Consider the following 19,475-nt stretch of genomic DNA (forward strand, 5'->3'; position numbering starts at 1 on the left):
GCACCATCCCCGCCGCGAAGTCCCTACCCCCGTCCACGGGGGTGGCCACGGGCCGCGGCGCCCCGTCCACGGACCGGCCGAGTCGGGCGTCGGGCCGGTACTCTGTCCCTCACAGCCGCGCGCGTCGTCGACGTGGCGCCCCCGCCCGCACCGGCATCGAGCACCCTGCCCCGGCACCGAGAACGAGGACATGATGACACCGCCCGGCGACGGCGATGCAGCCGAGTCCCTCCTCAACGACCGGTACCGGCTCGGCGAGGTCATCGGCCGCGGCGGCATGGCCGTGGTGCACCGCGCGTGGGACGAGTCGCTCGACCGGCCCGTCGCGGTCAAGCTGTTCCACCCCGGCCTCGTCGACATCGCCCGCCAGGAGGCCGAGCAGGGCGTGCTCGCGTCGCTCGACCACCACAACCTGGTCAGCCTGCTCGATGCCGGCGTCGCCCACTCGCAGGCCGGGCCGCAGCGCTTCATCGTCATGGCCCTCGTCCCCGGCCAGGACCTCGAGGAGCGGCTCGCCGCGGGCCCCCTCGCCGCCCAGCACATCGCCGAGATCGGCTACGACATGGCCGAGGCGCTCGACTACGTGCACGGCCACGGGGTCGTGCACCGCGACATCAAGCCGTCGAACATCCTTCTGGTCGACTACGGCAACCACAGCGACCGGGCCCGCGCCGCGCTGACCGACTTCGGCATCGCCCTCTCCGACGGCGTCGAGCGCCTCACGGCCGACGGCATGACGACCGGCACGGCCGCCTACCTCAGCCCCGAGCAGGCGCGCGGCGCCGAGGTCGGGCCCGCCAGCGACGTCTACGCGCTCGGGCTCGTGCTGCTGCAGTGCTTCACGCGTCGGCGCGAGTTCCCCGGCTCGCTCGTCGAGTCGGCCATCGCCCGGCTCTCGCGCGACCCCGTCATCCCCGAGCCCCTGCCGGCCCACTGGCGGCGTGCGCTGAGCGCCATGACCGCCCAGGACCCGGCGGCCCGCCCCGCCGGGGCCGAGCTCGTGGCCCTGCTGCGCGACGTCGTCATCGCCGAGACCCCCGCCGGAGGCGCGGCGGGCGAGGTCGGCACGACCGCCGGCACCGAGGCGGTCGAGTCCCCCGTGCCCGAGACCTTCGACTCGCTGCCCGAGGAGGCGCTCGAGCGCGTGACCGCGATGGCCGCGCGCCTGCTCGGGGCACCCATCGCCCTGGTCAACGTCCGCGACGAGGACAGGGTGTGGTCGCACACCCACCTCGACGACGGCGTCGACGACTCGGCCCGGGCGCTCTCGTTCAACTGGGGCTCGACGCTGCCCTCGGTGCCCGTCGTCATCGCCGACGGCCTCGCGCACCCCGACATGCGCGAGAGCCCGCTCGTCACCGGCCCCCTCGGCGTGCGGTCGTACGTCAGCGTGCCCCTGACCCGGCACGACGGCCAGACGATCGGCACCCTCTCGGTGCTCGACGTCGTGCCGCGCGAGGTCACCGAGGCCGAGCTCGCGAACCTCGCCGACCTCGCCGCCCTGGCCGTGACGCAGCTCGAGCTGCGCCAGGAGTCGCTGCGCAGCACGAGCGACTCGCTCTCGCTCGGCGACTGAGGGGCTCCGCCCCGGCCGACGCGCCACCCGGGGCCGCCCCGGGCCGCCCCGGGGCCTGGCCTCCAGGCCCGGCGGGCGTCAGGCGCGCTCCTCCCGCAGGCGGGCCGAGCCGCCGGCCGCCGCCGCGACCATGCGCCGCAGGAACGCCGTCGCCGCCTGCAGCTCGGCGGGCTCGGCGTCGTGCAGCACGGCGGCGATCTCGGTGCTCGACGTCGCCATGAACCCGCGGGCGCGCTCCTGCGCCGCCGCCGTCGGGCGCAGCGTCACCCGCCGCCGGTCGGTGTGCTCGCGGCTCCGCTCGAGCAGGCCCGCGGCCTCGAGGCGGTCGACGAGGACGGTGACGGAGCCGGACGTCATGCCGATGCGCTGGCCGAGCCGGGCCGGCGAGAGCGGGTCGCCGGCGGACGCCGCCCAGAGCACCTGGCCGAGCGCGTGGGCGTCGGTCGTGGGCAGGGCCATCCAGGTCGCCATGTGCTGGTTGAGCTCGGCGAAGGCCACGGCCCAGTCGCGCAGGGCCTCCATCACCTCGACCTCGGGTGCCTGCCACGAGGCCTCGAACACGTCGGTCATCATTCTCCTTCATTGTGCAGTAGCTTTACTCTAAAGCTTATCCGATCGAGGAGAACCCATGAAGAAGCGCACCGCAGTCGTCTCCGGAGCCAGCATCGCAGGACTGTCCACGGCCTGGTGGCTGCGACGGACCGGATGGGACGTGACGGTGCTCGAGCGCGCCGAGGCGTTCCGGGACGGCGGCCAGAACGTCGACGTCCGCGGCGTCGCCCGCGACGTCCTCCGCCGGATGGACCTGTTCGACGCGGTCGCGGCCCGGAACACCACCGAGACGGGGACGGTCCTCGTCGACGCCCGGGGCGAGGTGACCGCCGAGCTGCCGTCCGACGGCGTCGGCGGGGCGACCGCCGAGCTCGAGATCCTCCGCGGCGACCTCGCCCGCACCCTGCTCGACCACCTGCCCGACGGGGTCGACCTCGTCTACGGCGACCCCATCGCCGCGGTCGACGACGAGGCCGACGGCGTGACGATCACGACCGCCTCCGGGCGGCGGACGACGGCCGACCTGCTCGTCGTCGCCGAGGGAGTCCGCTCGCGCACCCGCGGCCTCGTCTTCGGCGCGGACGAGGTCGACGTCCGCGACCTCGGCGTCACGATGGTGTTCGGCACGATCCCCCGGACCGAGCGGGACGACGACCGCTGGCGCTGGCACAACTCCCTGCGCGGACGCCAGATCCACCTGCGGCCCGACCCCTACGGGACGATCCGCGCGATCCTGGCCTACTCCCCCGGCGACGACGTCCTCGGCCTCTCCCGCGAGCAGACGCTGGCCGTCGTCCGCGAGCGCTACGCCGACGCCGGCTGGGAGGCGCCCCGCGTGCTCGACGCGCTCGAGACGTCGCCCGACGTCTACGTCGACCAGCTGCAGCAGGTGCGCATGCGCACCTGGCACCGCGGGCACGTCGTGGCGGCCGGCGACGCCGGGTGGTGCGTCACGCCCATGGGAGGCGGGGGCGCCTCCCTCGCCCTGACCGCCGGCTACGTGCTGGCGGCCCAGCTGGCCGGCCACCAGGACCAGGAGGCGGCGCTCGCGGCCTACGAGACCTGGATGCGGCCGCTCGTCGACGACGTCCAGGACCTGCCGCGCGGGCTCACCGCCTTCGCGTACCCGCAGACGCGGGCGGGCCTCGCCGCCCGCGGCGTCGCGGACAAGGTGATGACGTCGCGCCTGCTTCGCCCCGTCGCCGCGACGCTGACCCAGGTCGCCGAGACCGATCGCGAGCTGCCGGCCCTCGACCTCGCCTGAGGCGGCGCACGGGTCCCGTGAGGACCGGGCCGATCGGCGCACGGATCCCGTGAGGACCGGCGGTCGACGCCGTGGCGACCGCTAGACACGGCCCATGACCACCGCCCCGCCCGCGCACGTCGCACCGCGCCTCCCCCTCGTCCGCGTCCTCGACACGGGTCGGCTCGACGTCGTCGACCACGACGCGCCCCTCGCCCCCGGCCTCGGGGCCGAGGGCCGGCGGGCGGCCATGCGGGCGCACCTCGGCGTCGTGCTCGCGGCCTACGACGACGTGCTGGAGGCGGTGGCCACGCGGGTGGACGAGGTCGAGGACGGCCTGCTCGACGAGCGCACGGAGTCGTTCCGGCCGCTGCACGCCGCCCTGCGCGACGTGGCCGTCGTGCAGCGCTGCCTGCGCCGCGTGGGCCACTACGTCGCGGAGCACGACGCCCTGGCGGACGCCTCGTCGCTCCGGCCCACGGCGGTCCCGACGCGCAGCGGGGAGGCGGTCCGCTGGGCGGACCTGACCGACCGGGCGGCGTCGCTGCGCGCCGCCCTGCGCGACGCGCTGACCATCCACGCCGCCGTCGAGACCGAGCGCCAGAACGACGAGCTGCGTCGCCTGTCGGAGGCGAGCCTCGCCCTGGGCAGGGAGACGCGCGACGTCTCGCGGACCGGGGTCCGCCGGGCCGAGGAGAGCAAGACCATCTCGTCGTGGGCGGCCATCCTCTTCGCCCCGACCCTGATCGGCACCGTCTACGGCATGAACTTCGAGCACATGCCCGAGCTCGGCTGGGTCGGCGGCTACCCCCTGGCGGTGGGCGCGATGCTGGCCATGGGGGTCGGCCTCTGGCTGGCCTTCCGCCGCAAGGGCTGGCTCTGACCGCGGCGACGCAGCCCGCTCACGCCGCGCCTCCTTCGGCCCCGTCGGCCACCGCCCGCAGCGAGACGACCATCGTCAGGCCGCCGCCGGGGGTCTCCTCGGCGGCCAGGGTGCCGCCCATGCCCTCGGTGAACCCCTTGGCGATGGCGAGTCCGAGCCCGAGGCCGGCGGTGTTGTCGGTGTCGCCGAGGCGCTGGAACGGCACGAAGACGAGGTCGAGCCGGTCCGGGCTGATGCCGGGGCCGCGGTCGGCCACCCGGATCTCGACGACGTCGCCGAAGGTGCTCGCCGAGAGGCGCACGGGCACGTCGACCGGGGCGTGCTTGACGGCGTTGTCGAGCAGGTTCACGAGCACCCGCTGCAGCAGGACGGGGTCGGCGTCGACCCGGGGCACGTCGTCGGCGATCTGCAGGTCGGTCCGGCCCGGGCCCGCCTGCAGCTCGTCGACCGCCGCGAAGAGGACGTCGTCGACGTCGAGCGCCTGACGGGACACGGCGAGGGCGCCGGCCTGCACCCGGCTGACGTCGAGGAGGTTCGTGACGAGCGCCGAGAGCGCGTCGAGGCTCTCGTGGGCGGTGCTGAGCAGCTCGTCGCGGTCGCGGTCGTCCCAGACCACGTCGCGCTGCTGCAGCCCGGTCACCGCGGCCGTCGCGGAGGCCAGGGGCCGCCGGAGGTCGTGCCCGACGGCGGCGAGCAGCGCGGTCCGCACCCGGTCGACCTGGGCCATGGGACCGGCCGAGTCGGCCGTGGCCGAGAGGGCCTTGTGCTCGAGGGCCGTCGCGACCTGCGCCGCGATGACGGCGAGCAGGCGCCGCTCGGACGCGGCCATCGGCGGGCCGGTCAGCTCGAGGCGGGCCGTCTCCCCCGCCGCGACGACCGTCGTCTGCTCGCCCGTCCCGGGCACGCCGACGGAGTCGACGACGGTGCCGTCCTGGTCGACGACGGCGACCGACCGCAGCCGGAACGCGTCCTGGGCCCGCGACAGCAGGGCGTGCAGCGCGTCCTGGCCGCGGATCACCCCGCCCGCGACGGCCGCGAGCAGCTCGGACTCCGCCGCCGCACGCGCGGCCGACCGCGACCGCCGGGCGGCCTGGTCGACGACGTAGCTGACGAGCAGCGCGATGACGACGTAGAGCAGCAGCGTCAGCAGGTGCAGCGGGCGGCCCACGGTGATGCTGTCGTAGGGCTCGACGAAGAAGTAGTCGAGGGTGACCCCCGAGAGCACCGCGGCGAAGAGCGCGGGCCAGATGCCGCCGACCAGGGCCACGACGACGACGAGCAGCTGGTAGACGAGCACGTCGCTGGTCAGCGACTCGTCGCCGCGCGACATCAGCAGCAGCCAGGTGACCACGGGCCCGAGCACCACGGCGAGCGCCGACCCCAGGAGGCGGCGGCGGAGCGTGAGGGCGCCGCCGGCCCGCGGCAGGGTGAAGCGCCCTCCGGCGGCGGCGTGCGTGACGATGTGCACGTCGATGTCGCCCGACTCACGGACGACCGTGGAGCCGATGCCGGGGCCGGTGAGCGCCGCCGCGACCCGGCTGCGCCGGCTGACCCCGATGACCAGCTGGGAGGCGTTGGTCGCCCTCGCGAACTGGACCAGCGCCTCCGGGACGTCGCCTCCCACGACCTGGTGGTAGGTGCCGCCGAGCTTCTCGGTGAGGGCTCGCTGGGCGGAGAGGGCGCCCGGGTGCGCCTCGCGCAGGCCGTCCTGCGCGATGACGTGCACGACGAGGAGCTCGCCGCCGGACGACCGGGCGGCGATGCGGGCCCCGCGACGGATCAGCGTCTCGCCCTCGGGGCCGCCGGTGAGGGCGACGACGACGCGCTCGCGCGCCTCCCACGCACTGTCGATGCCCTTCTCGACGCGGTAGGCCCGGAGGGCGCTGTCGACCTCGTCGGCGAGCCACAGCAGGGCCAGCTCGCGCAGGGCCGTGAGGTTGCCGAGGCGGAAGTAGTTCGACAGGGCCGCGTCGATCCGGGCCGCCGGGTAGACGTTGCCCTCGGCGAGCCGGTCGCGCAGGGCCTGCGGGGCGAGGTCGACGACCTCGATCTGGTCGGCGCCGCGCAGCACCCCGTCGGGCACGGTCTCGCGCTGCGCGGCGCCCGTGATCTTCTCGACGACGTCGGCGAGCGACTCGATGTGCTGCACGTTGACCGTCGAGACGACGCTGATGCCCGCGTCGAGGAGCACCTGGACGTCCTGCCAGCGCTTCTGCCGGGCGGAGCCGGGGGCGTTGCTGTGGGCGAGCTCGTCGACGAGGGCAAGGTCGGGCCGACGGGCGAGGACGGCGTCGACGTCCATCTCGGTCAGCTCGACGCCGCGGTGCAGGGTGGTCGTCCGCGGGACGACCTCGAGGTCGCCGAGCATCGCGGCCGTGGCCTGGCGACCGTGGGTCTCGACGACGGCGACGACCACGTCCTTGCCCTCGCGGGCGAGCCGGGCGCCCTCCTCGAGCATCGTGTACGTCTTGCCGACGCCGGGGGCGGCGCCGAGGAGCACCCGGAGCCGCCCCCGTCGCATCAGCGGGCCGTCTCGGCCAGGGCCGCGTTCAGCTCGAGCACGTTCACCGTGAGCTCGCCCAGGTAGCCGAGGTCACGGCCCTGGGTGTGCTCGGCGACGAGCGCCTCGACGTCCGCCACGGGCAGGTCGCGCGCGGCGGCGACGCGCTCGACCTGGATCCGGGCGTACTCGGGGCTGATGTGGGGGTCGAGTCCCGAGGCGGACGCCGTGAGGGCGTCGACGGGGACGTCCTCCGGGGCGACGCCGTCGCTCTCGGCGATCGCGGCCCGACGCTCCTCGACGGCGGCGACCAGGTCGTCGTTCTCCGGCCCGAGGTTGCTGCCGCTCGAGGCGGAGGCGTCCCAGCCGTCGCCGGCGGCCGAGGGCCGCGGCTGGAACCACTCGGGCAGGGCGGCGCCGTCGGCGTCGGAGAACGACTGCCCGATGAGCGAGCTGCCGACGGTCTCGCCGCCGACGACGACGGGCGAGCCGTCGGCCCGGCCGCCGAGGGCGAGCTGCCCGATGCCGGTGACGACGGCCGTGTAGGCGACGCCGAGGAGGACGGTGAAGACGAGCATCGCGCGGAGGGCGACGCCGTGCTGGCGGAGGAGGGTGCGTGTGTCCATGGTCTCTTTCTCGTTCCCTGGTCGCCGGCTAGAAGCCGGGGATGACGCTGACGACGAGGTCGATGATCTTGATGCCGACGAACGGGGCGACGACGCCGCCGAGTCCGTAGACGAGGAGGTTGCGCGACAGGATCGACGACGCGGAGGCCGCCCGGTACTTCACGCCGCGCAGGGCGAGCGGGATGAGCACCACGATGACGAGCGCGTTGAAGACGATCGCCGACAGGATCGCGGAGGCGGGCGAGCTGAGCTGCATGACGTTCAGCAGGCCGAGCCCCGGGAACACCCCGGCGAACATGGCCGGGATGATGGCGAAGTACTTCGCCACGTCGTTCGCGATCGAGAAGGTGGTGAGGGCGCCGCGGGTGATGAGCAGCTGCTTGCCGATGCGGACGATGTCGATCAGCTTGGTCGGGTCGCTGTCGAGGTCGACCATGTTGCCGGCCTCCTTCGCGGCCGACGTGCCGGTGTTCATCGCGACGCCGACGTCGGCCTGGGCGAGCGCGGGGGCGTCGTTGGTGCCGTCGCCGGTCATCGCGACCAGCGCGCCGCCCTCCTGCTCGCGGCGGATCAGGGCGAGCTTGTCCTCGGGCGTGGCCTCGGCGAGGTAGTCGTCGACGCCGGCCTCGGCGGCGATCGCCTTGGCCGTGAGGGGGTTGTCGCCGGTGATCATCACCGTGCGGATGCCCATCGTGCGCAGCTCGGCGAAGCGCTCGCGCAGCCCCGTCTTGACGACGTCCTTGAGGTAGACGACGCCGAGCACGCGGGCCTCGGCGGACGCGCTCTTCATCGCGACGACGAGGGGCGTGCCCCCGGCGTTGGAGATCTCGTCGATGCGGGCCTGCAGCTCGTCGTGCTCGCTGCTGGCGAGGCGGCGGTCCTCCTCGACCCAGGCGATGACGGAGGCGCCGGCGCCCTTGCGGATCTGGGTGCCGTCGGGCAGGTCGAGGCCGGACATGCGGGTCTGCGCGGTGAACGGGACGATCTCGCCCTGCAGGCCGGCGGCCTCGTGCCAGCCCGTCGTGAGGGCCAGGTCGACGATCGACTTGCCCTCGGGCGTGGGGTCGCTGAGCGACGACGTCGCGGCGGCGTCGACGAGCTCGCCGCGGGCGACGCCGTCGAGGGGCGTGAACTCGGCGGCCTGGCGGTTGCCGTAGGTGATCGTGCCGGTCTTGTCGAGCAGCAGGGTCGTCACGTCGCCGGCGGCCTCGACGGCTCGGCCCGACATGGCGAGCACGTTGCGCTGCACGAGGCGGTCCATGCCGGCGATGCCGATCGCGCTCAGCAGGGCGCCGATCGTCGTCGGGATCAGGCAGACGAGCAGGGCGATCAGCACCGGGATGCTCACCGAGGCGTCGCTGTAGGCGGCGATCGGGTTCAGCGTCAGCGTGACGACCACGAAGACGATCGACAGGCTCGCGAGCAGGATGTTCAGCGCGATCTCGTTCGGGGTCTTCTGGCGCGAGGCGCCCTCGACGAGGCGGATCATCCGGTCGACGAAGGTCTCGCCGGGCTTGCTCGTGACGCGGACGACGACGCGGTCGGACAGCACGCGGGTGCCGCCGGTGACGGCGCTGCGGTCGCCGCCCGACTCGCGGATCACCGGGGCGGACTCGCCCGTGATGGCCGACTCGTCGACGCTCGCGATGCCCCAGACGATGTCGCCGTCGCCGGGGATCAGCTCGCCGGCGGTCACGACGACGACGTCGCCGAGGACGAGGTCGGCCGACGAGACCGCCTCCGTGGAGGCGCGCTCGGCCGAGGCGTCCGAGGTCGCGTCCCACCCGCTGACCCGCCGTGCGGTCGTGCTGGTGCGGGTGGCCTTGAGGCTCTCGGCCTGGGCCTTGCCGCGGCCCTCGGCGACGGACTCGGCGAGGTTCGCGAAGACCACGGTGAGCCACAGCCAGACGGCGATGGCCCAGGTGAACGACCCGGGGACGGGCGAGCCGCCCGAGGTCCCGGGACCGGTGAAGAGGCCCGCGACCGCGAGGATCGTCGTGTAGGCCGCGCCCACCTCGACGATGAACATGACGGGGTTGTGCCACATCTCGCGGGGATCGAGCTTGCGCAGCGCGCCCGGCAGGGCGGCGGCGAGCTGGGCGGCGCTGAACGCGCCGCCGCGGTCCGTGGGGGCCTGCTCGCGCTCGCCCTCTCGGTCGGTGGTGGGTGTGTCGGTGGAGACGGACATGGTCACTGCAGCCCTTCGGCGAGCGGTCCCAGTGCGAGCACGGGGAAGTAGGTCAGCGCGGTGATGATCACGGACACGCCGGTGAGGAGGCCCACGAACTGCGGGCGGTGGGTGGGCAGGGTGCCCGCGGTGGCGGGCACGGTGTCCTGGGCGGCGAACGAGCCGGCGAGGGCGAGCACGAGCACGATCGGGATGAACCGTCCGAGCAGCATCGCGACGCCGAGGGTCGTGTTGAACCAGGGCGTGTTCGCCGTGAGCCCGGCGAAGGCGGAGCCGTTGTTGTTGGCGGCCGACGTGAAGGCGTAGAGCACCTCGCTGAAGCCGTGCAGGCCGGGGTTCCAGATCGACGTGCCCTCGACGTCGGCGCGCACCGCCGGGACGGCGAAGCTCAGCGCCGTGAAGGCGAGCACGATCGTCGGCGTCACGAGGATGTAGAGGCTCGCGAGCTTGATCTCGCGGGGCCCGATCTTCTTGCCGAGGTACTCGGGCGTGCGGCCGACGAGCAGGCCGGCGATGAACACGGTGATGACCGCGAGCACGAGCATGCCGTAGAGGCCGGAGCCGACGCCGCCCGGGGCGATCTCGCCGAGCATCATGTTCAGCATCGCCATCATGCCGCCGAGCGCCGTGTACGAGTCGTGCATCGAGTTGACGGCGCCCGTCGAGGTGAGCGTCGAGGTGGAGCCGAACAGGGTCGAGCCCCAGATGCCGAACCGCGCCTCCTTGCCCTCCATGGCGCCGCCGGCGAGCTGGGTGGCCGTGCCGGCGCCCCGCAGCTCGAACCAGGTCATCGCGCTGAGCGAGACGGCGAAGATCGTCGTCATGACCGCCGCGATCGCGACGCCCTGCTTCGTCGAGCCGACCATGCGGCCGAACGTGCGGGGCAGCGAGAACGGGATGACGAGCATGAGCAGCACCTGGAACACGTTCGTCCAGGCGGCGGGGTTCTCGAAGGGGTGGGCGCTGTTGGCGTTGAAGAAGCCGCCGCCGTTCGTGCCCAGCAGCTTGATCGCCTCCTGCGAGGCCACCGGGCCGCCCGGGACGGTCGCGCTGCCGCCCGTGAGCGTCGCGACGTCGGTGAAGCCGGCGAAGTTCTGCACGACGCCGCCGGCGATGAGCACGACGGCCGAGGCCACGGCGAGGGGCAGCAGCAGACGCGTCACCGACCGGGTCAGGTCGACCCAGAAGTTGCCGAGCGTGCCGCTGCGGGCCCGGGCGAGGCCGCGGATCAGGGCCACCGCGACCGCGATGCCCACGGCGGCCGAGACGAAGTTCTGCACGACGAGGCCGAGCACCTGCACGGCGTAGCCCATCGTCACGTCGGGCGAGTACGACTGCCAGTTCGTGTTCGCCACGAACGAGGCGGCGGTGTTGAACGAGAGCCCCTCCGGGACGGCGGGGAACCCGAGCGAATACGGCAGGAACGCCTGGAGGCGCTGGATCGCGTAGACGAGGAGGACGCCGACCAGCGAGAACGCCAGCACGCCGCGCAGGTACGCGGGCCAGGACTGCTCGGAGGTCGAGTCGACGCCGATCAGGCGGTAGAAGCCGCGCTCGACGCGGGCGTCCCCCGCGGTCGTGAACACCCGCGCCATGTGGTCGCCCAGGGGGCGGTACACGACGACGAGGACGACGACGACGGTGAGGACCTGGAGGATGCCGAAGAGGGCGTCCATCAGAAGCGCTCGGGCTTCACGAGCGCGTACACGAGGTACGCGAGAGCGGCCACGGCGAGGACGACCGCGCCGATGCTGAGGACGATCACAGCTTCTCGACCCCCTTCGCCACGAGGGTGACCACTGCGAACACAGCGATGACGGCGAGCACGTACACGATGTCGAGCACTACGACTCCAAGGAGAACGACCGACGGGCCTCACGGCCCGGTGCCCGTCGTGGGCACAGCGAGTCAGTAGACACCTCACGGGGCGGGCGCCCGAGGGTCCTCACGGTCTGCTCACGGCGGGAGGCGCGTTCCTCACGGAGCCCACACGCCCACGGTGCCCGGACGCCCTCGGAGCCCCCGCGCCGGTCGGGTCGAGCCCCCGCCCGACGGGATCGTCGACCCCGACCCTTCCGTCCAGGCCGGGCGGAGCGTAACATGTCACGCACGACGCACCGGCAGCACCGGTGCGGACGGCGCTCCTCCGGATCGGGGGCGCACTGCTGAGCCGGGAGCCGACGCTCCCGACAACCCGAGCCTCTCGTGGTACTCGTCCGCACAGAACGGAACGCTCATGCACCTCCCCCAGAAGCCCCTCGTCCCCGTCGCCCTCGCCACCCTCGTCCTCGCCGGGGGCATCGCGTCCGCGGCACCGGCCTCCGCGGCGCCCGCGCTCGCGCCGACCGTCCTCACCTGCCAGGGCAGCGAGACGGACAGCTACTCGCCCGCCCTGACGAACACGCCGACGACCGTCGCGGTCACCTCCCGCGCCCAGCACACCTGTCTCGGCCTCAGCTCCCCCGCCGTGACCAAGGCCGCGATCGCGTTCCCGATCACCCAGACCGGGTACTCGTGCACCAGCGTCCTCCGCAGCGGCGACGGCTCGTCCGTCATCGACTGGGGCGGCGGCCGCACGAGCACGTTCCGCTTCTCCGGCGTCGTGAACGTCGCCGACGGGACGCTCGTGACGACGCAGACCGGCACCATCGCCTCCGGCCTCTTCGCCGGGTCGGTCGCGGTGCGGGTCATCACCGGGCCGCAGCTGGGCGTGCTCGAGTGCGCCGGGCAGGGCGTCTCGGTCCGGACCGGCACGTCGGTCCTGACCGTCGGCGGGCTCGGCTGAGGCCAGGCCGACGACGCGGGGCGGGCGGCGGTCGTCGCCCGCCCCGTGTCGTCGCCCGCCCCGCGCGGTCGTCGCCCGCCCCGTGTGGTCAGCGCAGCACGCCCGGGATCGTCCACAGCCCGGTGATGCGCAGCGCGTCGTGGGCGATGCCGGCCCGTTCGCGCAGGTCCGCCGCCGGCAGGGACGCCACCTCGCCGCGGTCGTCGACGGGGAACAGCCGCACCGTGGGCCGCCGTCGGTCGGGCCAGACCCGTTCTTCGAGGTCGAGGGCGAGGTCGACCAGGGTGGCCGCGCGACGCATGTGGGAGGCGCTGGTCACGAGGGCGAGGTCGGTCACGCCCCGCTCCAGCACGATCCCGGTGCTCTCGAGGGCGTTCTCGACCGTGTTCGTCGACGCCGCCTCCTCGACCACCCGGTCGGGGTCGACGCCGCGGTCGACCAGCCACCCGGCCATGGCGTGCGCCTCGGTCGTCCCGTGTCGGCCGTTGCCCCCGCTGGTGACGACGACGGTGTCGGGACCCACGATCCGGAGCACCCCGTCGAGGCGGGGCTGGAGGGCCGGCCCCGGCTCGGCCCGGTCGTCGAGGAGGGCACCGAGCACCACGACGGCCTCGGGCAGCGCAGCCCCGGGCGGAGCGTCCGCAGACGGTGCGCCCGCGGCCGGTGCGCCCGCGGGCCAGGCGGCCGGGGCCGCCCCGGTGCCGGTCGCCGCGAGGTGTCGAGCGAGCCGGTCGAGGAACGGTCGGTCGTGGTCGTGGTCGTGGTCGCGGTCGTGGCCCTGCCCCGGGTCGCCCACGCCACGCGCGTCGAGCGCCGTGTCGAGGGCGGCCGCCGCACGCGCCGCCGAGCGGGCCTCGCCCGGGAGCTCGTCGCCGAGCCGCAGCAGGCGGTCGCGCACGGCGTCGAGGTCGCCCGACATCCAGAGCAGGTGCACCGACGCCCAGGCGGCCGCGGGGTCGAGGGGGTCGCTCCGTCGCGCTCGGCGCACCAGCCCGGCGGCCTCGTCGAGCTCGCGCTCGAGCACAGCGGCGGCCGCGGCCACGAGGAGGTCCCGTCGACGATCGCCCGTCAGGTGCGGCACGGTCGACCCCTTCGGCCCCGGGAGGGGCCCGCTCGCGTCGGGGCCTTCGCCGCGGGACCGTCGTGTCATGTCCGGAATGCTATCCGCAGCATGCGACACGGCGACAGGGGCCCGCGCCGCCCGAACGGGGAGTAGAGGCGGGCGGCCCGGATCTGGTCGGATGAGGCAGTGACCGACATGCCCGAACTGCCGCAAGACACCCTCCCCCTCAGCCAGGACACCGAGACGAGGGTGCGCATCGTGCGGGCCGTCATCGCCGCGTTCCGCACCCGGGCGTTCCACGAGACCGACTTCGCCGTGGTCGCCGACCTCGCCGACCTGCCCCTCGAGACCGTCCGGGGCTTCTTCCCCCGGTGGGACGGCCTCGTCATGGCGGCCGTCGACCGCTGGAACGCCGAGCGCATGGCCCCCGTCGTCCCCCTGCTGCACGCCCACGGCACCGTCCGGTTCCTCCGCGGCATCGTCGAGCAGAACGTCCAGGACCCGTCGCTCATGCGCCTCCTCACGTCGCTCCTGAACGTCGCCGCGACCCCCGGCCACCCGATGGCCCCGACCCTGCAGCACGAGTGGCACAAGTTCCACGCCCTCGTGCTGCAGGGGCTCGTCACCGACATCGACCTCGGCCGCGAGCCCGCGACCATGCAGCCCGAGCGCGGCGCCGAGCAGCTCATCGCCCTCTACGAGGGCCTCCAGATGCAGTCGATGGTGCGGCCGCGGATGGACCTGCTGGCCTCGTACGACCGAGCCGTGACGCGCCTCCGCGCCGGCTGGTCGCAGGACTACGTCGAGCAGGTCTGGGACCTCACCGCCTAGTCCGCGACGCCGGGCGCCGGGGCCGGCCGCCGCCTCCTGGTGGCCGACCCGCGCCTCCTCAGGGCCGGTCCGACGAGCCGAGGAGGCGGCCGGTCCACTCCCGCAGGGCACGCGCGGCCCTGCGGGACGGCGTCGCGTCCGGCAGCATGCTCGCCGAGCCGTGGAACGCGCCCGGCCACACGTGCAGCTCGGCCTGCACCCCGGCCGCCCACAGCGCGCTCGCCCACGCGACGGTCTCGTCGCGGAACACCTCCGCGCTGCCGCAGTCGACGTACGCGGGCGGCAGGCCGGCGAGGTCCGTCGCCCGGGCCGGTGCCGCGTAGTCCGAGACGTCGTCGCCGCCGCGCCGCTCGCCGAGGTAGGCGTCCCACGCGAAGCGGGTCATCGCCCGGTCGGCCACGCCCACGCCGTCGAACTGCCGCGTCGAGACCGTCGCGTCGCGGTCGTCCAGCATCGGGCTCACCAGCACCTGCCCGAGCACCGCGGGGCCCTGCCGGTCGCGGGCCAGGAGGGCGAGGCCCGCGGCGAGCCCGGCTCCCGCGCTCTGGCCGACGAGCAGCAGGCGCTCCGGGTCGACGCCGAGCTCGGCGGCGTGCTCGGCCGTCCAGACCAGGCCCGCCCAGCAGTCCTCCACGGGGTACGGGTCGGGGTGCTCGGGGGCGAGGCGGTAGTCGGGGCTGACGAGGACGACGTCGTGCACGAGCAGCCACTCGTCGTACGACTCGAGGTTGCCGAGGTGGTGGCCGAACATCATCCCGCCGCCGTGGATCGCGTACGCGCACGCCGCCGTGCCCGTGCGGCCGATGCGCTGGACGACGGCCAGGGCGATCGGGTCGCCACGGTGCCCGGGCACGGTGACGCTGCGCCGTTCGAGGCCGCGGGCGCGCAGCCCGTCGTCGAGCTCGGCCTCCGACATCTCGAGCTGTCGCATCCGGGGCAGCATCTCGGCCGTGAGGGCCGGGCGGCCGCGCTCGTCCATGGCGGCGAGGAACGGCGCGAGCTCGGGGTCGAAGGGCGGGCGGGGCTGGGTCTGGGTCCGGGGCTGGGTCTGGGCGTCAGGCACGGGAGGTCTCCTCGGTGGGCACGGCCGGGCTGGTGCCGGCGGGGGTTGTCGGGGCGGTGGGGGCGGTGGGGGCGAGGGCGACGGGAACGCCGGCCGGATCAGGCGCGTCCGGGTCGGCTGCGCCGGGCGCGTCCGCGCGGGCCCGCCGCATGCCGACGACGACGAGCAGGGCGGCGACGGCGGCGAGGCCGAGCCCGGCGACGGTGAGCGCGTCCTGGAACGACGCGAGGCGATCGGCGGTCCATGGGCTCGTGGCGATGCTGCCGGTCACGAGGGCGGCGACGATCGTCCCCGCGGCGGCGACGGCGGCCCCGCCGGCGAGCTCGCTCGACGTGTCGACGAGCGCGGCCCCGACCGAGGTGCGGTCGGCAGGCAGGCCGGTCAGCACGGAGGCGCCCGCGACGACGCCGACGACGCGCATCCCGGCGGCCACGAGCACGAGCGCGACGAGCACCCAGCCGTACCCGTGCCGCCCCAGGGCGCCGAAGACGGCGAGCCCGGACACGACGGCGAGCGAGCTCGTCCAGGCGGCCCGGCCGAGGCCGACCCGTCGCACGAACGGGCCGACGAACCGGCCTCCCGCGAGCAGCACGACCACCTGCGGCAGGGTCCCCACCGCGGCGAGCGCCGGCGGCCAGCCCCAGGCGAACTGCAGCTGCAGCGTCACGAGGTACGACAGCCCGGCGACGGCGAGGCCCGCCGCCGCCTTGAACGCCAGGCCGCTCGACACCAGCGGGCGCGCCAGCAGCGGCAGGTCGACGAGCGGGTGCCGCGCCGAGCGCTCGCGGACGACGAAGGCGGCCGCGCCGGCGACCGTCGCCGCCACGCAGAGCCAGCCCCACGAGGAGGCGCCGCCCGACTGCACGAGGACGGTCGGCGTCACGAGGGCCCCCGTCACGGCGACGGCCCCGAGGAGGCCCCCGACGACGTCGACGGGCTCGCGGCGCAGGTCGTCGGGCTCGTCGCGCGCCACGCCGAGCCGGATGCCGACGACGGCCAGCAGGGCGACGGGCACGTCGGCGAGCAGGAGCACCTGCCAGGGCGCGACGGCGAGCACGAGCCCGCCGACCGTCGGCCCGACGGCGAGGCCGACGAGCCCGGCGGTCGAGATGACGGTGAGCGCCCGGACCCGGAGCCCCTCGTCGTCGAACAGCCGGAACGCCAGGGCCATCGAGCCCGGCGTGGTCATGGCGGCGGCGACGCCCGTCGCGACGCGCACGGCGACGAGCTCGCCGGTCGTCGTCACCCCGACGGTCGCGACGCTCGCGAGCGCCAGCAGCACGAGCCCGACGAGCATGACGCGGCGGCGACCGACGCGGTCGGCGACGGCGCCGAAGAGCAGCATGAGGCCGCCGAAGGCGACCGAGTAGCCGCCCGACACCCACTGCAGGCCGCCGGACGACGACCCGAGGTCGCGCCCGATCGTCGGCAGCGCGACGTTGAGCACGGACGTGTCGAGCATCTCGAACAGGAACACCGCGGACAGTCCGGCGAGGGCCGCCCAGGCGTCGGAGAGACGAGGAGGCGCGTCACCGGCGGGCGGGCGCCGGCGGCGGACGAGAGAGGGGCTGAGGGACACGGGGACGCACTCCTTCGAGGGAAGAAGTGGCGACTCGTTCGATGCCGCGTGCGGGTGCGTCCCGCCGAGCGGGACGCCTTTTACCTCAGTGGTCGTGACTGTACACGGTCCGCGGGCCCCGGTCGACCGGTGCATCGGCGGCGGCCGGAGAGCGGCGGCGCGCAGGGCGGGCCGGGCCGCCCGTCGTCACCGGCGGTGCAACGCTGGGGCCTCGACCGGCCATGTCCCGGGCAGACGACCCACCCAGCGAACGGCGGACCCACCATGACCACGACGGACCTCGACGAGCTCCTCGACGCGAGCAGGCCTGCGACGGCGGCCGACGACCCGCGCATCACGGCGCTGCTCGCCCCCTTGTCGGCGGCGGCCCGCGACGCCGCCGCCGAGCCGGCCACCACGAGGGTGCCGGGCCGGCGACGGGCGAGCCTGCCGTTGGTCGCCGTCGCACTGGGCGGCTCCCTGCTGCTCGGCGCCGGCGCGCTCGTCGAGGGCCTGCAGCCGGACCACCAGGCCCACGCCGAGATCGTGTTCGTCCTCCCGGGCGACCCGTTCGTCGACGACGGCGTCGGGGCGCCCGCGCGGTGCACGGCCGTGCTGCTGTTCGACGTCGTCGACGACGGCGCACACGAGCAGGAGGCGGTCGAGACCGCCGTCGCGAGTCGCGACTGGTCCGCCCTCGGGTCGCAGCTGGCCGACGTCGTGCGGCAGGGCCGGGGCGAGGCCGGCCTCGGCGCGGACGTCGTTGACGCCCTCGACGCCGGCCTGCGCTCGGCCCTCGACCCCGCGCTCGTCGGGACCGCCCGGTACGGCGGCGTCGCGCTGACCTGCGGAGGGGCGGCGTGAGCCCGGGTCGCGGCACCCTGCAGCCGGGGCGACCCGGCGATCTCGAGGCGCACGCGACCGCCGTGGTCGAGGCGACCTCGCGGGACGTCCTCGGGTACTTCCTCCGCCGGGTCGGCCCGCCCGAGGACGCCGCCGACCTGCTCGGCGAGACCCTGCTGGTCGTCTGGCGGCGCGTCGACCACCTCCCCGCCGACCCCCTCGAGGCCCGCCTGTGGATGTTCGGGATCGCGCGCCGCGTCCTCTCCACCCACCGTCGTTCCGGGGCCCGCCGGGTGGCCCTGGCCGATCGGCTCCGGGGCGAGATCGAGGCGCAGGGAGCGGCGGTCGTCGAGCCGCCGGACGCCGCCCACCCGGTGCGCGCGCTGCTGCTCGAGCTGAGCCCGCTCGACCAGGAGATCATCCGCCTCGTGCACTGGGAGGGCTTCGCGCTCGTCGACGTCGCGCGGGTCCTCGACGCGAAGCCGGCCACGGTCCGCAGCCGGTACGCCCGCGCCCGGGCCGCGCTCCGGCGCGGGCTCGACGAGCAGGAGCGCCGCACCTGACGGGGTCGGTCCTTGCCCGGAGGGCGTGCGCGGGATACGTTCGTGGGCTGCCCGTCCGGACCGAAGGGACCACCTGATGACCACCGAGCGACAGCGACGCCGGCCCGACGTGACGACCGTCGAGCTCGTGGGCGGCCCCGAGCCGCTGCGCGTCCGGCTGCACGACCACGACCCCCGTTGGGCCGAGGCCTACCGCGAGCACCGGGCGACGATCCTCCGCGCCCTCGCCGGTCACGACGTCGACGTCGAGCACATCGGCTCGACGGCCGTGCCGGGCCTCGCGGCGAAGCCGATCGTCGACGTCGTCGTCGCGGTCGCCGACGTCACCGCCGAGGAGGACTACCTCGACCAGCTGCTGGCGGCGGGCTACGTGCTGCGGGTGCGCGAGCCCGGTCACCGTCTCGTCCGCACGCCGGGCCGTGACGTGCACATCCACGTCTACGACCGGGGCGCCTCCGCCGTGTCCGACTACCTCCTGCTGCGCGACCACCTCCGTGCCGACGCCGCGGACCGCGCCCTCTACGGCGACGTGAAGAAGGAGCTGATGACCCGTCGGTGGGACGACATGAACGCCTACTCCGACGCCAAGGACGAGGTCATCGCTGCCATCAAGCAGCGCGCCCGGGCCGCGCGGGCGTGACCGCGGCGCACGGGCGACCCTGCTCCCTAGGCTGACCCCGAACGGACGAGAGGGACGTCGATGACGACATCACGAGCACGCGGAACGGCCATCGTGGCGGTGCTGGTCGGCCTGGTCGCGCTGACCGGCTGCACCGGCACCGGAGGAGGCGGTGGTGACGACGCCCCGCCGGCGGCTGCCACCACCGGCGGCGACGCGAGCGACGCGTCGACGGCCGCGTTCCCCGAGGCCGACACCAGCGCCTCCTTCACCTGTGGCCAGGTCTCCGCGTACGTGAGCGTCATCTTCGGCGCGTCGACCGACCGGGACGCCGGAGCGCTGGACGACGGCGGCTACCGCGCCCGGGTCGACGGCGCCGGCGAGCTGCTGGGCTACCTCGGCTCGGACGACCCGAAGATCGCGACGGCGCTCTCGGAGCTCACGGCGCTCAGCCGGGACGGCGAGACCCTCGACCCGACGACGGAGAGCTGGGAGGCCGCGCGTGGCGCCGTCGCCGACGCCTGCGAGGCGGCGGGGTCGCCGCTCGTGCTCAGCGCGCCCCGGTCCGCCGGCGGCTGACGC

General features: G+C 74.8%; 18 protein-coding genes. 9 read left to right on the plus strand and 9 right to left on the minus strand.

Going from position 1 to position 19,475, the window contains the following annotated elements:
* The first annotated feature begins 190 nt into the window (after window positions 1-190).
* Entirely contained in the window at window positions 191-1,576 is a 1,386-nt protein-coding gene (locus FHR78_RS05195; RefSeq protein ID WP_243862010.1) for a protein kinase domain-containing protein, read from the plus strand.
* A gap of 78 nt (window positions 1,577-1,654) precedes the next feature.
* Here FHR78_RS05195 and FHR78_RS05200 read toward each other — a convergent pair whose 3' ends face one another.
* Window positions 1,655-2,149, minus strand: coding sequence for a MarR family winged helix-turn-helix transcriptional regulator (locus FHR78_RS05200; RefSeq protein ID WP_243862011.1), 495 nt, complete (start codon window positions 2,147-2,149; stop codon window positions 1,655-1,657).
* Between the two features lie 55 nt (window positions 2,150-2,204).
* On the opposite strand from FHR78_RS05200, the gene FHR78_RS05205 reads away from it, so the two are divergent.
* Both FHR78_RS05205 and FHR78_RS05210 read left to right on the plus strand, forming a co-directional pair.
* Window positions 2,205-3,392, plus strand: coding sequence for an FAD-dependent monooxygenase (locus FHR78_RS05205; protein WP_166759377.1), 1,188 nt, complete (start codon window positions 2,205-2,207; stop codon window positions 3,390-3,392).
* A 94-nt stretch (window positions 3,393-3,486) separates the two neighbouring features.
* Window positions 3,487-4,254 (plus strand): CorA family divalent cation transporter, encoded by a 768-nt coding sequence (locus tag FHR78_RS05210; RefSeq protein WP_208392757.1) that lies wholly within the window; start codon window positions 3,487-3,489, stop codon window positions 4,252-4,254.
* A 19-nt stretch (window positions 4,255-4,273) separates the two neighbouring features.
* On the opposite strand, the gene FHR78_RS05215 is transcribed toward FHR78_RS05210, so the two are convergent.
* Genes FHR78_RS05215 through FHR78_RS05235 form a run of 5 tightly spaced genes read right to left on the minus strand, consistent with a single transcriptional unit; the run spans window position 4,274 to window position 11,333 of the window.
* Window positions 4,274-6,775: a DUF4118 domain-containing protein gene (locus tag FHR78_RS05215; RefSeq protein ID WP_166759378.1), complete on the minus strand. Its 2,502-nt coding sequence runs from the start codon at window positions 6,773-6,775 to the stop codon at window positions 4,274-4,276.
* Complete coding sequence (gene kdpC / locus FHR78_RS05220) at window positions 6,775-7,380, minus strand: potassium-transporting ATPase subunit KdpC (RefSeq protein ID WP_166759379.1); 606 nt, start codon at window positions 7,378-7,380, stop codon at window positions 6,775-6,777. The genes FHR78_RS05215 and kdpC overlap by 1 nt, the downstream gene beginning before the upstream one ends.
* A gap of 28 nt (window positions 7,381-7,408) precedes the next feature.
* Window positions 7,409-9,568, minus strand: a complete 2,160-nt coding sequence (gene kdpB / locus FHR78_RS05225; RefSeq protein ID WP_166759380.1) for a potassium-transporting ATPase subunit KdpB — start codon at window positions 9,566-9,568, stop codon at window positions 7,409-7,411.
* A gap of 2 nt (window positions 9,569-9,570) precedes the next feature.
* Complete coding sequence (gene kdpA / locus FHR78_RS05230) at window positions 9,571-11,244, minus strand: potassium-transporting ATPase subunit KdpA (RefSeq protein WP_166759381.1); 1,674 nt, start codon at window positions 11,242-11,244, stop codon at window positions 9,571-9,573.
* Window positions 11,244-11,333 carry a potassium-transporting ATPase subunit F gene (locus tag FHR78_RS05235; protein ID WP_166759382.1) on the minus strand — a complete coding sequence of 30 codons (90 nt, stop codon included), beginning with the start codon at window positions 11,331-11,333 and terminating at the stop codon, window positions 11,244-11,246. The genes kdpA and FHR78_RS05235 overlap by 1 nt, the downstream gene beginning before the upstream one ends.
* A gap of 471 nt (window positions 11,334-11,804) precedes the next feature.
* Here FHR78_RS05235 and FHR78_RS05240 point away from each other — a divergent pair, with 471 nt between their 5' ends.
* Window positions 11,805-12,353 (plus strand): hypothetical protein, encoded by a 549-nt coding sequence (locus tag FHR78_RS05240; RefSeq protein ID WP_166759383.1) that lies wholly within the window; start codon window positions 11,805-11,807, stop codon window positions 12,351-12,353.
* 88 nt (window positions 12,354-12,441) lie between these two features.
* Here FHR78_RS05240 and FHR78_RS05245 read toward each other — a convergent pair whose 3' ends face one another.
* Complete coding sequence (locus tag FHR78_RS05245) at window positions 12,442-13,503, minus strand: YdcF family protein (protein ID WP_166759384.1); 1,062 nt, start codon at window positions 13,501-13,503, stop codon at window positions 12,442-12,444.
* Window positions 13,504-13,602: 99 nt separating this feature from the next.
* Here FHR78_RS05245 and FHR78_RS05250 point away from each other — a divergent pair, with 99 nt between their 5' ends.
* On the plus strand, window positions 13,603-14,247 hold the full coding sequence (locus FHR78_RS05250; RefSeq protein WP_166759385.1) for a TetR/AcrR family transcriptional regulator: 645 nt from the start codon (window positions 13,603-13,605) through the stop codon (window positions 14,245-14,247).
* 58 nt (window positions 14,248-14,305) lie between these two features.
* On the opposite strand, the gene FHR78_RS05255 is transcribed toward FHR78_RS05250, so the two are convergent.
* Together FHR78_RS05255 and FHR78_RS05260 are read right to left on the minus strand one after the other, a co-directional pair.
* Window positions 14,306-15,310, minus strand: a complete 1,005-nt coding sequence (locus FHR78_RS05255; RefSeq protein WP_347878058.1) for an alpha/beta hydrolase — start codon at window positions 15,308-15,310, stop codon at window positions 14,306-14,308.
* On the minus strand, window positions 15,303-16,889 hold the full coding sequence (locus tag FHR78_RS05260; protein WP_347878059.1) for an MFS transporter: 1,587 nt from the start codon (window positions 16,887-16,889) through the stop codon (window positions 15,303-15,305). Before FHR78_RS05260 ends, FHR78_RS05255 begins: the two co-directional genes overlap by 8 nt.
* A gap of 264 nt (window positions 16,890-17,153) precedes the next feature.
* On the opposite strand from FHR78_RS05260, the gene FHR78_RS05265 reads away from it, so the two are divergent.
* The 4 genes from FHR78_RS05265 (at window position 17,154) to FHR78_RS05280 (ending at window position 19,472) form a co-directional block, all read left to right on the plus strand.
* The gene (locus FHR78_RS05265) at window positions 17,154-17,732 is read left to right on the plus strand and encodes a hypothetical protein (RefSeq protein ID WP_166759386.1); all 579 of its coding nucleotides are present in this window, start codon (window positions 17,154-17,156) and stop codon (window positions 17,730-17,732) included.
* A complete protein-coding gene (locus FHR78_RS05270) occupies window positions 17,729-18,274 on the plus strand; it encodes a sigma-70 family RNA polymerase sigma factor (RefSeq protein ID WP_166759387.1) in 546 nt (181 codons plus the stop codon). Before FHR78_RS05265 ends, FHR78_RS05270 begins: the two co-directional genes overlap by 4 nt.
* Window positions 18,275-18,350: 76 nt before the next feature.
* Window positions 18,351-18,914, plus strand: a complete 564-nt coding sequence (locus FHR78_RS05275; protein ID WP_166759388.1) for a GrpB family protein — start codon at window positions 18,351-18,353, stop codon at window positions 18,912-18,914.
* A 60-nt stretch (window positions 18,915-18,974) separates the two neighbouring features.
* Window positions 18,975-19,472, plus strand: a complete 498-nt coding sequence (locus FHR78_RS05280) for a hypothetical protein (RefSeq protein WP_166759389.1) — start codon at window positions 18,975-18,977, stop codon at window positions 19,470-19,472.
* The last annotated feature ends 3 nt before the right edge of the window (window positions 19,473-19,475 follow it).

Origin of the sequence: Frigoribacterium faeni (genome assembly GCF_011761235.1) — a bacterium.
GTDB lineage: Bacteria > Actinomycetota > Actinomycetes > Actinomycetales > Microbacteriaceae > Frigoribacterium > Frigoribacterium faeni_A.